Source organism: Altererythrobacter sp. (assembly GCF_050299635.1).
Lineage (GTDB): Bacteria > Pseudomonadota > Alphaproteobacteria > Sphingomonadales > Sphingomonadaceae > Erythrobacter.
Window position 1 is genome coordinate 97,371 of sequence record NZ_JBNKWF010000006.1, and the last position, 16,037, is coordinate 113,407.

The 16,037-nt window shown below is 57.8% G+C and carries 11 protein-coding genes; 6 read left to right on the forward strand and 5 right to left on the reverse strand.

All coding sequences use genetic code 11. From position 1 onward, the window contains the following. Positions 1–13 precede the first annotated feature (13 nt). Both ACQY6C_RS04675 and ACQY6C_RS04680 read right to left on the reverse strand, forming a co-directional pair. The gene (locus ACQY6C_RS04675; RefSeq protein WP_427965423.1) at positions 14–1,048 is read right to left on the reverse strand and encodes a phosphotransferase family protein; all 1,035 of its coding nucleotides are present in this window, start codon (positions 1,046–1,048) and stop codon (positions 14–16) included. Next, on the reverse strand, positions 1,045–1,935 hold the full coding sequence (locus tag ACQY6C_RS04680; RefSeq protein ID WP_427965426.1) for an acyl-CoA thioesterase: 891 nt from the start codon (positions 1,933–1,935) through the stop codon (positions 1,045–1,047). The genes ACQY6C_RS04675 and ACQY6C_RS04680 overlap by 4 nt, the downstream gene beginning before the upstream one ends. 205 nt (positions 1,936–2,140) lie before the next feature. Between ACQY6C_RS04680 and ACQY6C_RS04685 the strand changes: the two genes are divergently transcribed. Together ACQY6C_RS04685 and ACQY6C_RS04690 are read left to right on the forward strand one after the other, a co-directional pair. Then, complete coding sequence (locus tag ACQY6C_RS04685; protein ID WP_427965429.1) at positions 2,141–3,319, forward strand: amidohydrolase family protein; 1,179 nt, start codon at positions 2,141–2,143, stop codon at positions 3,317–3,319. Positions 3,320–3,521: 202 nt separating this feature from the next. Continuing rightward, a complete protein-coding gene (locus tag ACQY6C_RS04690) occupies positions 3,522–4,070 on the forward strand; it encodes a TetR/AcrR family transcriptional regulator (RefSeq protein WP_427965432.1) in 549 nt (182 codons plus the stop codon). Here ACQY6C_RS04690 and ACQY6C_RS04695 read toward each other — a convergent pair. Beyond that, positions 4,067–4,624, reverse strand: a complete 558-nt coding sequence (locus ACQY6C_RS04695) for a TetR/AcrR family transcriptional regulator (protein ID WP_427965435.1) — start codon at positions 4,622–4,624, stop codon at positions 4,067–4,069. The genes ACQY6C_RS04690 and ACQY6C_RS04695 overlap by 4 nt on opposite strands. A gap of 310 nt (positions 4,625–4,934) precedes the next feature. Here ACQY6C_RS04695 and ACQY6C_RS04700 point away from each other — a divergent pair, with 310 nt between their 5' ends. From ACQY6C_RS04700 to ACQY6C_RS04710, 3 genes are all read left to right on the forward strand, one after another. Next, positions 4,935–6,485, forward strand: a complete 1,551-nt coding sequence (locus tag ACQY6C_RS04700; protein WP_427965437.1) for a carboxylesterase/lipase family protein — start codon at positions 4,935–4,937, stop codon at positions 6,483–6,485. Between the two features lie 94 nt (positions 6,486–6,579). Further along, positions 6,580–9,516: a TonB-dependent receptor domain-containing protein gene (locus ACQY6C_RS04705; RefSeq protein WP_427965440.1), complete on the forward strand. Its 2,937-nt coding sequence runs from the start codon at positions 6,580–6,582 to the stop codon at positions 9,514–9,516. A gap of 114 nt (positions 9,517–9,630) precedes the next feature. Next, positions 9,631–11,232 (forward strand): carboxylesterase/lipase family protein, encoded by a 1,602-nt coding sequence (locus ACQY6C_RS04710; protein WP_427965443.1) that lies wholly within the window; start codon positions 9,631–9,633, stop codon positions 11,230–11,232. 146 nt (positions 11,233–11,378) lie between these two features. On the opposite strand, the gene ACQY6C_RS04715 is transcribed toward ACQY6C_RS04710, so the two are convergent. After that, the gene (locus ACQY6C_RS04715) at positions 11,379–13,415 is read right to left on the reverse strand and encodes a 3-hydroxyacyl-CoA dehydrogenase NAD-binding domain-containing protein (protein ID WP_427965446.1); all 2,037 of its coding nucleotides are present in this window, start codon (positions 13,413–13,415) and stop codon (positions 11,379–11,381) included. 12 nt (positions 13,416–13,427) lie between these two features. Further along, the gene (locus ACQY6C_RS04720; RefSeq protein ID WP_427965449.1) at positions 13,428–14,663 is read right to left on the reverse strand and encodes a serine hydrolase domain-containing protein; all 1,236 of its coding nucleotides are present in this window, start codon (positions 14,661–14,663) and stop codon (positions 13,428–13,430) included. Between the two features lie 195 nt (positions 14,664–14,858). Here ACQY6C_RS04720 and ACQY6C_RS04725 point away from each other — a divergent pair, with 195 nt between their 5' ends. Next, complete coding sequence (locus tag ACQY6C_RS04725; RefSeq protein ID WP_427965452.1) at positions 14,859–16,037, forward strand: acetyl-CoA C-acyltransferase; 1,179 nt, start codon at positions 14,859–14,861, stop codon at positions 16,035–16,037.

Here is a 16,037-nt window from a genome sequence, read left to right on the forward strand (position 1 = left end):
TACTCCCTAGCCGCTACAACTTTGCTTGGTCCGCAAATGCGCAGGCCTGCTTCGCAAGCGGAAGAATGCGAGAGACGGCCGCTTCGGCATTTGCGCTTGAAGCATTACCCTCGATCGCGCGCTTCTTGATGCCCTGGATGATTCCAACCAACCTGAACAGGTTGTAGGCGAAATACCAGTTGAGGTCCGGCACGGAATCTCGTCCGGTTAGTTCGCAGTACTGTTCCGTCGCTTCGTCCAGCGTAGGAATGCCAAGTTCCTTTAGGTCGAGCCCGCCGAGCTGCGCGCCGCGCACTCCGTGCGGCATGGCCCAGTTCATGGCAAAATAGGCGAAATCGGCCAAGGGGTCGCCAAGTGTGGAGAGTTCCCAATCGATGATGGCGAGAATTCTTGCACGATCCGGCGCGAAAATCATGTTGTCCAAACGGTAATCGCCATGGATTATCGACACCCGCTCTTGCCTGGGAAGCGTAGAGGGTAGCCATTCGATCAATCGTTCGATTTCTGCGATGTCGTCGGTCTGCGACGCGCGATACTGCTTCGTCCAACGGCCGACCTGACGTTCAAAATAGTTGCCGGGCGCCCCGAAATCGCCAAGGCCGACTTTGTCAGGCACTATGGCGTGCAGGCGCGCCAGAACACCGATCAACTCTCTGTATGTTTCACGCCCTTGATCGGTTGTGCATTCGGGCAAGTCGCCCTTCCAAAAAATCCGCCCTTCAACCATCTGCATGATGAAGAAGGGTGCGCCGATGATCTCTCGATCCTCGCACAACGCAATTGCTTCTGGGACTGGTACCGGTGTGGAACGAAGCGCTGCCATGAGGCGATACTCTCTTTCCACCGCGTGGGCCGATGGGAGGAGTTTGCCGAATGGCTTTCTGCGCAAGACAAGCTTCCTGCTATCGGTCTCCAGCAGATAGGTCGGGTTGGATTGGCCGCCTGGAAACTTTGTGATGGAGCGCAGGATTGCAGGTTCGTTGAGCTCGCGAGAAAGCCACGACTGAAGGCTGCGGTGATCCAGATCCGCGAAGCGATCTCCATTCATCGAGCTGCATCCGCCAGTTTTCCCTCGTCAGTTCGTGGCGCTAGGGGACGCATCAGATTTTCCTGGGCAACGGTTGCGACCAGCCTTCCGTCTTCGGCAAAGAAGTGACCGCGATTGAGGCCCCGTGCAGAACCCGCCCAGGGGCTATCGGTGGCAAACAGATGCCATCGATTGAAGTCGGGAGTTTCATGAAACCAGATCGCGTGATCGAGCGACGCAGCCTGAAGCTGGTTGCTGCCTGGCCTTATGCTGTGCGGAAGCAAGGCGTTTCGCAAGAACATCATGTCCGAGGCATATGCCAGCAGGGCCCGATGCATCAGGGGACCCGAAGCAGTCTCCGAACGCATCCGCATCCAGCACCCCGTGCGAGGTTCCCGGGACCTTGTACCGAAGATAGAGCCGGGATCGAGGGGCACAATCTCGATCGGCCGACCTTGCAGCCTTTCGACGATCGGCGATTTACCGGCATCCTTGTTATGCGTTTTCCAGCTTTGGAGCGCAGCCAGTGAAGCAGCTATATCGAGCGGGTAGGGCGAGTCTTGCTGGTGGGAATATCCAGGCTCGTTGATATGAAACGATACGGTAGCCGTGAATATGAGCAGTTCGCCCTGCCTTGCATCAATCCGGCGCGTTGCGAAGCTGCGACCTTCCGCCAAGGTCGTGACCTGATAGTTCACTGGCTCTGCAGCCGATCCGGCCTTGAGGAAATGTGCGTGCAGTGAGTGAGGGAGGCGGTCCCCGCATTCTTCTCCCGCAGCCGACAGCAATGCCTGTGCCACCGCCTGACCGCCGAACAGGCGAGGCCCCATCGCGGGCCCCGGGCGGCCATTCCACCTCCCCTCGGACTCGCATGTAGGCGTCAAGATCTCGCCCAGATCGATTTCCATTCCCACCCCCTAAACTCGCCATACCGAGTATTCAAAAAAATCCCATCACGCAACATTCAGAGTCTGAATATGTGACAGAAGCAGCGGAAACGACGGTATTCCGAGATCGAGCGCGTCCCACCGCTACCGAACTTAATGTTCGAATCGATTGACAAGATAACCAATAAGAGAAATATGGGGAAGCAGAACATGGAGGAGAAAAATTGTGACCTATGTCAAAGGCCGCATCGTGAACGACGCAGATTCGCACACAATGGAAACGCAGAACTGGCTCGCGCCCTATCTGGAAGGCGAGTACAAAGAGATGTATTCGGAAGTATATTCCAAGCGTGAAGGTGGTGAGCGGATCACCAAGATGATCGATGCCGCCAAGGCACGCAAAGACGACCCCGAAGCACGCGCAAAAGCGGCTGCCAATCCGATCGAAGGCGCCAAGGGTTGGCTCGGCTATGGCGGGTTCGACAAGGAAGAGCGTGTCGAAGCGCTCGACTGGCTCGGTTTCGAAAGCCAACTCGTCTTCCCGACATTTGGTCTCGGCGCAATCACCAAGGCCAAATCCGACGATCAACGTTATGCCGCCGCGCGCGCGCTGAATCAGGCGCAGCAGGACTTCTGCGATGCGGATCCTCGAATGCTTTGCGTCGCTTTCACTCCGCTGGACGATCCCGAACGGGCGCTGGAGGAAGCAAGGTTCGCAATTGGGAATGGCGCAGGAGCGGTCATGTTCTCTGCAGGTCCGGCCGGCGACAAGAGTCCGGGGCATCCGGCCTTCGATCCGTTCTGGCAGTATTTGCAGGACAATCGGATACCGTTCATGCTCCACATCGGTCCGGGCACGAAACGCCAGCCGTCAAAGTTCATGAACAATGGCCGCGAGCGCGCTCCCGACCTTCATGGCGGAGGCGAGAATCTGCGCTTTGCCGATTTCCTCTGCCTTTGGTACGCGCCGCAGGAATTTCTCACAGCAATGATCTATGATGGTGTGTTCCAGCGGTTCCCAGATCTGCGCGGTGGCGTGATCGAAAGCGGCGCGGGATGGGTGCCTGAATTTTTGCGGATGCTGGACCATGGCTGGTTCTCGTTCCAGAGGACAGATCCCTATCTCCAATCCATGGATCTGAAGCCGTCCGAATACATCCGGCGCGCGGTTCGCTTCACGCCGTTCCCAAATGAAGATGTCGGCCGCATGATCCGGGACAGCGCGCCAGAACTCTATCTCTTTTCGAGCGATTATCCTCACCCAGAAGGGACCAAGGATCCGTTCGGCAAATTCGAAGCTTCGCTCGATGGGTTCGATGAAGCGGTGAAGGACATGTTCTATCGCTCGAACTACGACCACATGATGTACCGCGAAGACGAGGCGGTGGCGGAAGCGGCCGAGTAGCCAGGAAAATCTTGCCAATGATGGTTCCGGCCTGTCCGGGCCATCATTGGTCAGAGTTCTTGGTGCACCAATTTCACTTGCCAAGACCTTGCTGCGGATATGTAGACACCGCCCCCGCACGGCATAGTTGCCAAGCTGCGCTTCCCAAGCGATACGGAGTTCAATGGAGCGACTTCGAGATGATATTGACCGGCGCGAGCAGGTGCTCGATGCGGCGAGGCAGTGCATTCTCGAAACGGGTACATTGCCAGTATCCATGAACGACGTTGCGGAGAAAATGGGAGTGAGCCGCTCGCTCCTGTATTTCTACTTTGAAGGCGTACCGCAAATGGCGGACTGCCTGTTCCAAAGATATGCCGTTGAAATTTCCGGCCTGGTCGAACAAAGCGCCCGGTCCGAAGGCGATTTCGGCGAGCGTTTGCGGTTCCTCTTTCGAGCGTATTTGGCGCACATCATCGAACATGGTCCGCTGATCAATATCATGCTGCGCGAACGCAATATGGATAGCCCCCTGGGCGAAGAAAGCCGGGCAGCATTCAGGAGCGTCCTGAGAATGCTCTCGCAAGATGTGTCTCAATCGCTTGAAGTCACTGCCCGGGAAGCCTTCGTTTTGTTGGAGCTGCTATCTTCGATACCCGAAGGCTTGGCGCGATTGCAGCGCGCTGAGGGCCTGCCCGTTGCGATTGCGGAAGAGACCTGCGATCGGCTTGTCCTCGCGGCAATTGACGAGATGCGCGTCCGTCAGGATTAGGATTGGTTTCGGGAAGCAAGCTCGTCATCGCTGGCAACGCCGGCCATGATGATAGTGAGGCAAATCTGTTCGACCATCGGAAAGGGCGCTCGCCGGGCCGCCACGATTCCCCCGGCCTTGAGCGAAACGGCGGTGAGGGCCGCGGTTGAGGCCTTGGCGGTTTGCCAATCCATTCCACCGCCGCTGGTCAGTTTGCGCAAAATGGGTGCGCGAGCCGAAGTGGCGGCTTCGATCCGCTCTTCCCGCAGGGCCGACTTGACCTCGGGCACACGCAGAAGAATCTTCAGGAGCGGGCCGCGCGCGGCCGCTTCGTGCAAATAGCCGATGGTGGAAAGTGCGACCCGCAAGCGGTGATCGCTACTGCGAGATACGCGTTTTTGCCTGCGCGTCTCGATCGCCGCGATCTCACGCCTGGCCATCGAGCAAAGCAGGTCCGTGCGGCTGCCCATGCTGTTGTTGACCTGAGTCTCGCTGATGCCGATCTCTTTCGCAAGGCGTCGCAAGGTCAATGCCTTCAGGCCTTCGGATAATACTATCCGCTCTGCCAGCTTCATCAATTGTTCGCGGCGTTGAACGGGCCCCATTCGCGTGCGTTGACCGGGAGGGAGGCGAGTTCCCCGCTTTCCAATCGCTACACCCTCGCTCAAACCCAGGGGAGGTGCTGGCAGGGGCGGTTGTGTTGCTCGCGTATCCGGGTTTCGGGTCCAGTGAGAGCGCGGCGGCCTGGGTATGTTGAGCCGGTCGCAAATCTTGGCAAGGCCATTGCCTGTGAGGCCGTAGCGGTCCGCCACCTTGCCAATGGGTTCAGCCCAGATTTGGTCAAAAAGCTGCTTCCGGGATAATTCCATACCGGAAGCATAGCGTTTGCGCTCCAAGGCTGTCCACTCGAAGATTCTCGCAGATTCACGATCATTCTCCACGGCAAGACGTGTCATACCGCAATTTCAAAAAACTTCCTTGTTAGATTGTCAATTTCACGTTATCCATTCAATCGGGAATCAAGGAGGGGATGGTATGCGTGGCCAAAAGTGCACCGCCATCATACTGGCAACTGCGCTAGTTTTGGGCGTAAGCGCTCAAGCGCAAATGCCTGCCGAGATTGAGTCGGTGCAGGTCGAAACTCAGACCGGAACGCTCTCTGGGGAACGGAATTCGGGCGTACTCATATTTCGAGGAGTACCGTATGCCGCACCACCAGTCGGAAGTTTGCGCTGGCGTGCGCCCCAACCTGTGGAGTCCTGGCCAGGTGTCCGGGCCGCGACCGCGCATGAGCCGCCATGTGTGCAGCCGGTCGATCTCGATACCAGGATTGCCAATCCCGGCGGGGTTGTCGGGGCGCAATCTGAAGATTGCCTCTACCTGACAGTTTTTGCGCCAGAGAAGGTGCAGAATGCCCCGGTTCTAGTCTGGTTCCACGGGGGCGCGTTCTTCCTGGGGGCCGGGCATCTCGGTTCTTATGACGGGAGCGCGAATGCTCGCCAGGGTGTTATCACGATCGGGGTGAATTATCGCCTCGGGTCCCTGGCGAACTTCCTGCATCCGTCGTTGGCGGCGGAGCATCCAGACGAACCCCACGGCAACTATGCGCTCCAGGATAGCATTGCAGCGCTGAAGTGGGTGCAGGCCAACATTTCGGCATTTGGTGGTGATCCCGGAAACGTAACCGTCGCTGGTCAATCCGCAGGCGGAGGGATCGTCACCAATCTGCTCAGCCTGCCTGCTGCCAAGGGGCTGTTCGACAAGGCGATCGTTGAATCGGGAAGCCTTCTGCTTCCGGACAAGGCTCCCGCGAAAGCGCAGTCGGAAGCACAGGATGCGCTGGAAGCAATCGGTGTCGACAGAAACGCGAGTGCGGATGAATTGCGAGGCATTTCGGCGCAGACATTCGCTGCGTCGAACGAGCTGCGGCGAGGATTCTTCTTCACGAGCGATCCTGAGTTCAAGCCCTCATCCACGATAGCGGCCTTGATCGCCGGGAATGAATTCGACGTTCCACTACTTGTCGGTGCGAACAAGGGGGAAAGAGGATTTCGGGCCGCCCGCAAGTTTGCCCAGCTGGCCGGGGATGAAGGCGCGCCCGCGTTTCTTTACCGTTTCGACCACGTTCCGGCCTTTCGCAAATCGGAATGGACCTCTGGGCCGATTCATTCGGCGGAACTGATGTTTGCATTCGATTCGATCGACCGATCGAGTTGGGGTGGGGAAAAGGCCGACCAGGTCGACAGAAATCTCGCAAGAACGATGAATGGCTGTTGGGTAGCGTTCTTGAAGATGGCCCCTGGATCGCAGGTTTTGAAATGCGGCGATGGCTTTGAGTGGAAACCGTACCGGGTCGGTGGTGACGCTGCCTTGTTCGACGGAACCGGGCCACACATGGCACCGGCGGATGGTCTGCCTGACGGCCCGGGACAATAATAGGAAACAAGCTGATAATCGAGGGAGAGGAAACTTGAGGCAGAGGTCAAAATTCTTGCTCAACACATGTTTGGGCGCAACAGCTACGATCGCCATGGCTACTCCCGTCTTTGCACAAGACGGATCGGACCCCTCCGACGATGCGGTCATGGAAACGGACACGATTATTGTGACCGGCACCTATATCCGCGGTCAGACGGAAGATGGCCCGCTGCCAGTTGACGTATTTGACACGGAGGAATTGGCGTCTCGTGGCATCGATAGCCCGCTTGAGTTCGTAAGATCTCTGCCATCCGTCGGCATCACTCTCGGTGAATCCAACCAGTATGCGGCAGGCGGTAGCCAGGGTGTGGGGTCACTCAACCTGCGCGGGCTCGGCCGTGAGCGCACGCTTGTGCTGATGAATGGACGTCGCTTCTTTCCAGAACCGGGGGACGGTGCATCGGATACAAACCTTATCCCGATGTTCGCGCTTGAACGGGTTGAAGTTCTTAAGGATGGCGCTTCGACAACCTATGGCTCTGATGCCATTGCCGGTGTGGCAAACTTCGTTACGCGCCGGAATTTCGAGGGTGTTGAGGTCTCGGGTAATTGGCAATTCGTCGATGGCTCGAATGATAATTACCAGGCGAGCATCCTGGCGGGTCACAACTTCGGCAGTGCGAATATTCTCGTCGGTTTCGGCTACCAGCATCGGTCCGAATTGCCGACTGTTGAGCGCGCTTTCACACAGGTGCCCTACTCGGAGAATCCATCGGGTTGGTCGTTCCTGAGCGACGCGGGCACCTATATTCCGCGCGTTGGCACAGTGGCGAGCGGAACATCGGGCACCGCTCTTGGGCTGGCGGTCGATGGACGGCTGGTCAATGCCTGCGAATCAATGGGGGGACTTGACGGAATCTTCCCGGCTGGAGCAGCCGTCTTTCCGGTCTGTCGCTATTCCTACATTCCGTTTGTGAACCTCATCGAAGAGGAGAACCGATACCAGGCCTATGCCAAGCTCGACGTCGACCTGGGCGATAGTGCTCGCTTCGTCGCAGACGTGCTCTATTCACACACTGACGTTCCGCAGCTCGGCTATTCGCCAAGCTATCCTCCGACGCAGGGCCCACGTGGGCCGGGAACTTCGCAAGCGTTCTTCGTGCCCCGCTCCAACCCGGGATATGCAACCTTCCTGGCGCAAACCTTTGATCCGACTGCGCCCGGCGGCGCTTTCCCCTATGCGTCTTTCTCGCAATATTCGAGTATCCTCTTCTCGCGGCCGTTTGCGCTTGGAGGCAACCCTCTCGACAAGCGCGGCGCCGGTCAGGGTGGCGCATTCAATAATGGCTGGAGAATAACGGCCGGGCTCGAGAATGAGTTCAGCGACAATTTCCGTGGTGAGTTCTACGGTACCTATCTTCGCAATCATCGAACGGCATTCAGCTACGACATTATTGGCGACCGCTTGCAGCGGGCCTTGAACGGGCTGGGCGGCGAGGGCTGCGCAGGAACGACACCCGGAGGTGCCGGCTGCGAGTACTTCAACCCCTTCATCAATGGTCGCCCCGGCAATCCGGCCCTGGGTTTGTCCAATCCGGCTTACGTGCAGGGACTTGAGAACAGTCCGACACTTGTCGAATGGCTTCGGGCCAAGAACGGTACGCGAGCCTACGAGGAGCTGTTTGTAGCCGATCTGGTTTTCAGCGGCGAGTTGGAGCTGGGGCTCCCGATTTCTTACGCGTTCGGCGGCCAGTATCGTTCGAGTCACTTTGTGACGCGGCCAATCAACCGGTTCAGCGATCCCAACGCGTTTCCTTGTGCGATCGAGGGCGATTTCAGCTGTCTCGATGATCCGAACGATCTCAACTTTCCGGTCGGCGCCTTCATTTTCCTCGGGCAATATCCCGCGGCCAATCTGACGCAGGACGTCCACGCCCTGTTTGCTGAAGCGAAAATCGAGCCATTCGATGGCTTCGAGCTCAATGTGGCCGTACGCTATGAGGATTACGGCGGGAGAGTTGGATCAACGATCGATCCAAAGGTTTCCGCACGTTGGCAGGTCGCCGACTGGCTGGCCTTGCGCGGTTCGATCGGCGAGACTTTCCGCGGGCCGCTTCCGGGTGATTTGACACCAGGGGGTGCAAGCGCCGTCGCGGGCATTGACGTACTTGGCAACAATTACAAGGCGACCGATTCCGGCGGCAATCCGGACCTCAAACCGGAAACGGCGCTGACCTACAATATCGGTGCGATTCTGGAAGGCGGCGGCTTCACATTTAGCGCCGACTTCTGGACTTATGAATTCGAAGGCCGGTTCACCGATCTGCCGATTCAGGCCATCGCGGCTCAGGTTGCACCTGGAGGGACCGATGGCCAGCAACCGGTAGATTGTGCGAGCCCATTCCTCCAGTTCATCGTCTTGCAAGGCGGCGTCTGCGGGCCGGATACCATTGGTCTGGATATTTCGCGGATCCGCACGCAAACCGTCAACGGGCCGGATATGACATTGCGCGGTCTCGATTTCGCGCTCAACTATGGCAATGATTTCGGTTCGGTTAGCCTCAACGCCGGGGCAAGTGCGACGCACATCCTGAAGTACAGGTTTTCCGACTTTGTCTATCAGGGTCTGACGTTCAGCGAGGGCTATGATGCGGCTGGTTTCTCCAACTACAACCGCGCTCCTGGCACGGTTTCCGATTGGAGAGGCAATGCCTATGCGACGCTTGGTTTTGGCAAGGTCAACGTCACTTACAACTTCACCTATATCGGCGGCGTTACGGATAACCGGTGCGAGCCCAATATTGCCTGTGCATCGACACCGGAGTTCGGCGACACCGATTTCGGTCGGAAGGTCGGCAATTACACGCAGCACGATCTGATCGCGAAAGTCGATCTCGACATGGGCGGATTGGAAGTGACCTTCACCGGCGGCGTCGAGAACATATTCGACAAGGATCCTCCTGCTGCACGTCTTGAATACAGCTACGATCCTTTCATCGGCAGCGCATTGGGACGGACCTTCAGGCTGGGCGCAAAGGCTCGTTTCTGACCTTTCAAGGGAGCAATCACGGCTTTGTAATTGCTTTCCAGGCGGGGCGGTACTTTTCAGAACCGCCCCGTCTTTTTTCGATCAGCGACAGATGAAGGACTGGGGAACGAAACGATGAAGAAGATCATCATTGCGGTGGCGCAAGCTCTGGGGATCATGGCACTGGTGGCGCATGGTCAGGCAGGCGCCCAATCTACGACTCCGGTGGTTGAGACCGACAGGGGCCAGGTGCAAGGATTGGAACAGGACGGTGTCGATGCCTTCCTCGGCATTCGCTATGCGGCGCCCCCGCTCGGGGAGTTGCGGTTCCAGCCTCCGCAACCGGCTGACGCCTGGCGTGGAATTGCTGACGCCACGGGACGCGGTGCGCCTTGCATGCAGCTCTACACTCCAAGTGGAACAAGGACGACTGATCTGACGAGGCAGATCCAGGCTATCTTCCCGACTGGAACTGAAGCCAAGATCGACAATGAGGACTGCCTGTTCCTGAACGTCTGGACGCCAGATGCATCCGCCGGGAAGCGCCCGGTCATGGTGTGGTTCCATGGTGGAGGCTACGTCTATGGGTCAGGCAATTGGCCCGCCTATGACGGTCGCAATCTGGCTGAAAAGGGTGATGTCGTCGTGGTGACGGTAAATCACCGTCTTAATGCGTTCGGCTATCTCAATCTGGCTGAGATATTTGGAGAGGATTTTGCGGCATCAGGTAATGTCGGGAATCTCGATCTGGTGCGATCGCTTGAGTGGGTGCGCGACAATATCGCGGCGTTCGGTGGCGATCCCGACAATGTTACCATCATGGGAGAATCTGGCGGCGGATCGAAGGTTAGCCATCTGATGGCGATGCCAGCTGCCAAGGGATTGTTTCACAAGGCGGTTGTGCAATCTGGCCCCGGCGTCAAAAGCGGCGATCCTGCGAAAGCCACCGACTACGCCAGGAAAATTCTGGAAGCAGCAGGCGTCGCGACGCAGGACGATTTGCGCAACCTTGGTGCTGAGGCGCTGATTACTGCGGTTCGCAAGGCTACTCCGGCATCCCCAGGATTTGGCCAGGGCCCAACGTTCGGCCCGATCGCAGACGGGAATATCGTGCCCCGGGATCCCTTCTTGCCCACGGCGCCCGAACAGTCGCGCGAGGTTCCCTTGTTGATTGGCTACAACAAGGACGAAATGACGATCTTCGTCGCATCGCAACCCTGGTTTGGCGTAATTGACGAAGCGCAGCTTGACGCCATGACCGCAATGATGGGCGATGAGGCGAGCGCTGTCGTTGCTGCATACCGCGAAATGTATCCGGACTATTCCCCTTCGCATCTGGCGGCGATTGCGATGGGCGCACGCTTTGTTCGCGGGACATATTTGCTCGCTGATCAGCAATCGCGATCGGCGAACGCACCTGTCTTTGTTTACCGTTTGACCTGGGAAACGCCGGTGGGAGATGGAATCCTCCGCACTCCCCACACTCTCGATATTCCATTGATGTTCGACAATGCGAAGGAAAGCGCGGCGCTCGTCGGTAGCGGGGAAGATGCGGCGGTCATGGCGGAGATGATGAGCGACGCCTGGATTGCGTTTGCCAAGTCCGGAAGGCCATCGAGCAAGCTCTTGCCCCAATGGGAGCCATATACTCCTGAAGGCCGAATGGTGATGGAACTGGCTCCGACGCCGCGCATTGCCGACGATCCGGAAAGAACGATCAGGACAATCGGACGTTAGCCATCGGGCAATTTGCAGCGTCTGATGAGGGTTCGCAGCCGGTGCCGCAATCCATTGGCACCAGCTGCAAATCAAATTGGAGAATTACGCGGTCAGACGTTGCGCCGACTGGAGCCCGGTCAGCGCCAGCACTACTGCCTGAAACGTCAGTTGAAGCGCTCTCCAGCCTCGGCCTTGCTGCGCAGCGAGGCACTCACTTCGAGGCCGTGGCTGTCAAGTCCGGCGACCACAGCGTCCAGTCCGATCGTATCAGCCCAGAACATCGGTCCGCCCGTGTACAGCGGCCAACCATAGCCATTGATCCAGACGACATCGATGTCGCTGGCACGCTGGGACATTCCCTCTTCAAGGATCTTCGCACCTTCGTTGACCATCGGGTAGAGCAACCTTTCGCGGATCTCGTCCTTGGAGATATCGCGCTGTTCATTGCCTGCCTTGGACGCGAAATCGGCAATAATCTGCTTCACTTCGTCCGACGGAGTGCGGTTGCGCGCTTCATCATAGTCATAGAAGCCCTTGCCGGCCTTCTGTCCGAAACGACCCGCAGCACACAGCGCTTCCCTTACTGTAGTCACTTTTGTGGGATCGCGATGCCAGCCGATGTCTATTCCTGCCAGATCGCCCATCTGGAACGGGCCCATGGGAAAACCGAACTCGAGCAGGACGTCATCGACATCCCAGTAGTTCGCGCCTTCCATTATGAGCTTGTTGGCCTGTTCCTGCCGCTTCGAAAGCATGCGGTTGCCGATAAATCCCGGGCAAACGCCGGAAACCACGGCGACCTTTCCGATCTTCTTGGACAATTTCATTGAAGTAGCCAGCACGTCGTCACGCGTTTCCTTGCCGCGAACCACCTCAAGCAATTTCATGACGTTCGCCGGTGAAAAGAAATGCAAGCCCAGCACATAGCCGGGCCGTTTGGTGGCGGAAGCGATCTCGTCAATGTTGAGATAGCTCGTGTTGGAAGCAAGGATTGCCCCGTCCTTCACTGTCTCATCGAGCTTGGCGAAGACTTCCTTCTTTACATCCATGCTCTCATAGACGGCTTCGATGACGAGATCGCAGTCTGCCAGATCGCCGTAGTCGAGTGTCGGGCTGAGCAGGGCCATGGCACCGTCAACCTGTTCCATTGTCATGCGCCCGCGCTTTGCAGTGTTCTCATAGTTCTTGCGCATGACGCCGGTCCCCCGGTCGAGTGCCTCCTGCTGCATCTCGAGTATTGTCACCGGAATGCCGGCCGACAGGAAGTTCATGGCAATTCCGCCGCCCATAGTGCCGGCACCGATGATCCCCACCTTGTTGATCGGGATCAGGGATGTATCGGCGGAAACGCCATCGATCTTGTTCGCAGCCCGTTCGGCGAAGAAATAGTGCCGCATGGCCCTGGACTGGTTGCCGCTCATCAGCTTCATGAAGAGTTCGCGTTCTTTCGCAGTCCCATCCGCATATGAAAGCTCGCCGGCTGCCTTGACTGCTTCGATGGCAGCGTTTGGCGCATCGAAACCGCGCATCTTGCGGCCATTCTTGGCGCGAAACTCGTCAAAAATGTCGGGATTTTTCACCCCATCCTGGTTCGCAGTCCCTTCACTTGTGCGCGGGATGGATTGCCCGATCTTCGATCTGGCGAAGGCGATCGCGTCCCCAGCCAGACGGCCTTCATCCGCAAGCTGATCGACCAGGCCGATCTTGAGCGCCTTTGCGGCAGGCACTGGATTACCGATCGCAACCATGGGTAGCGCTGCTTCCGCGCCGATCAGGCGCGGCAGGCGCTGTGTGCCTGCGGCCCCGGGAATAAGCCCGAGCTTGACTTCCGGAAGGCCCAGCTTGGCACTGGGAACGGCAATTCGGTAATGGCAGGCAAGGGCGACTTCGCACCCGCCGCCCAGGGCAGTGCCATGAATTGCGGCGACAACCGGCTTGTCGCTCGCTTCGATCGCGTCGCAAACTTCCGGAAGGCTGGGACCTTGAGGGGTTTTGCCAAACTCGGTGATGTCGGCTCCCGCAAAGAATGTTCGGCCATCGCACTTGATCACGACGGCTTCGATGCCGCTTTCTTGCGCTGCAAGTTCGATCCCTTCCTTGAGTCCCTGCCGCACAGCCTGACCCAGCGCGTTGACCGGTGGATTGTCCGATGTGATGACCAGAACATTGCCCTGGATTTCGGTCGAAATGGGGGATGACATTCAGGCTCTCCTTTATGCGTTGCTTTGAGTGAGCGCCGAGTAGATCAGCGTCTTGAGTTGGCGGCGGATTGGATAGGTGGAGGATGGGTACAATTGCGTCATGAAGACCATTGTAATGCGCTCTACCGGATCCACGAAAAAGGCGGTTGAATAGGCGCCGCCCCAATAGAATTCGCCCAGGCTGGCGGGCATCAGGGTCTTGGCAGGATCGATCACCATTGCAAAGCCAAGCCCAAAGCCGGTGCCGGCATTGTTTGCCTCGCTAAACAGGCTCTGGCTCATCTCCGTGAGATCGGCGCCGCCCGGCAAATGGTTCGACGTCATCAGGTCCAACGTCTTGGGCGCGACGATCCTGCTGCCGTCCAGCTCACCCTTGTTTAGCAGCATGGTGCAGAACCGATTGTAGTCTGCAATCGAGCTGACGAGCCCGCCTCCGCCAGAATGGAACGCGGCCTTGCCCAGAAAATCGCTCTCGGTTGCCCTGTCGATCAGGCGCGGCTCCTTCCCTGGCCGGTAGCCATATGCGTCAGCCAGCCGATCGGCCCGGTCCGCCGACACATCGAAACCGGTGTCGGTCATGCCAAGCGGTGCGAAGATGTTCTCCTCGAAATATTCTCCCAGCATTTTGCCGGTGAGGCGTTCTACGGCGATGCCGAGAACGTCGGTCGCAACCGAATAGTTCCATTGCGATCCTGGTTCGAATTCGAGCGGAATGGAGGCTATCGTCCGGACATAGTCGTCCGACGTAATCTGACCACGCGCGAGGTCGAGTTTCGCCTTGCGATAGGCCGCATCGATGCTGCTGCGGTTCTGGAAGCCATAGGTCAGCCCGGACGTGTGGCTCAGCAGATCGACGAACCGCATCGGCTTGCAATGCTTGGCAGGGCCAAAGGGAAGGGACCCACCACCGCCATTATAGACGCCGAGATCGGCGAACTCGGGAAACACGCGCATTACCGGGTCGTCAACGGCAATTTCGCATTGCTCGACGAGTTGCATGAAGGCAATCGAAGTGATCGGCTTTGTCATGCTCGCGATGCGAAACAGGGCATCTTCGCGCATGTCGGTTCCATCGTCGCGAAGCTTTCCGAAATGCGCATAATGCACCGGTTGCCCGTTACGCGAGACCAATAGCTGCGCATTCTTGAGCCGCCCGGTCGCGACATAGTGCTTGTCTAGAAAATCATCGATTCGTGCCAGCCGGCCACGATCGAAACCCAAGTCAAACGGATCACTTACCTCGAACATGATCTCTCCCGCCTATGGCCGCTTTCGGACCATACCATCTATTCTGAAAAATGCTGATACTCACATTTTCATACTTGTAAAACCGCATACCTCAGTTTCGAATCAAATTTCTTCCTGCTTGTATTGCTGTCGATGTTCTGCATAATCGCCTGCAGAAGAATCAACTACAAAGTATGGGAAGGGGATCGGTCCAAAATGCGCGATGCAGTAATTGTGTCTACCGCCCGGACGCCGCTGGCGAAATCCATGCGAGGCGCATTTAACGCCACGCATTCCGTTCAGCTTGGGGCATGGTCAGTCGAAGCCGCTGTCGAGCGAAGCGGCGTGGAAGCTGGCGAAGTCGATGATCTGGTGATGGGCGCTGCAAGCCAGTCTGGGCAACAGAGCTTCAATGTCGGGCGTCAGATTGCGTTGCGAGCGGGGCTTCCGGTCGAGATTGCCGGTATGACCATGGATCGCCAGTGTTCCTCCGGCCTCATGGCAATTGCGACTGCTGCGAAACAGATCGTGGTGGACAGGATGGACATTTGCGTTGCCGGCGGCGTTGAATCCATCAGCGCAATTCGATCAAGCTCGGCCAAGCCTCAGCGCGATGAAGAACTGCTGAAAATGCATCCGGACATCTTCATGCCCATGATCGGGACGGCAGAAGTCGTAGGCAAGCGCTACGGCATCAGCCGCGAAGCGCAGGACGAGTATTCGCTCCAGTCTCAGCAGCGAACGGCTGCAGCGCAGGAGGCTGGCAAATTCGATGACGAGATCATCGAAATCAGCACGATCATGGATGTCGTGGACAAGGAAACCCGTGAAGTTTCAAAGCGGGAAGTGACAATTTCAAGCGACGAGTGCAATCGTCCGGGCACCACACTGGAAGGCCTGGCCAAGCTCGATCCCGTCATGGGAGAGGGCTGTTCGATCACCGCAGGCAATGCCAGCCAGCTTGCTGACGGCTCATCGGCATGTGTTCTGATGGAAGCCAAATTGGCCGAGAGCCGGGGACTGGCACCGCTTGGGCGTTATGTCGGCATGGCAGTTGCCGGTACGAAGCCGGACGAAATGGGCATCGGACCCGTGTTTGCGATTCCAAAGCTGCTCGATCGGTTCGATCTCGGGATCGAGGATATTGGCTTGTGGGAATTGAACGAGGCGTTCGCTGTGCAGGTGATTTACTGCCGCGACAGGCTGGGCATTCCCGATGAAAGGCTGAATGTGAATGGTGGATCGATTTCGATCGGCCATCCCTTCGGGATGACTGGCGCTCGATGCGTTGGCCATGCCTTGCTTGAAGGTAAGCGTCGCGGCGAGAAATACGTGGTGGTGACGATGTGTGTCGGCGGCGGCATGGGCGCGGCCGGATTGTTCGAGGTGCTCTGA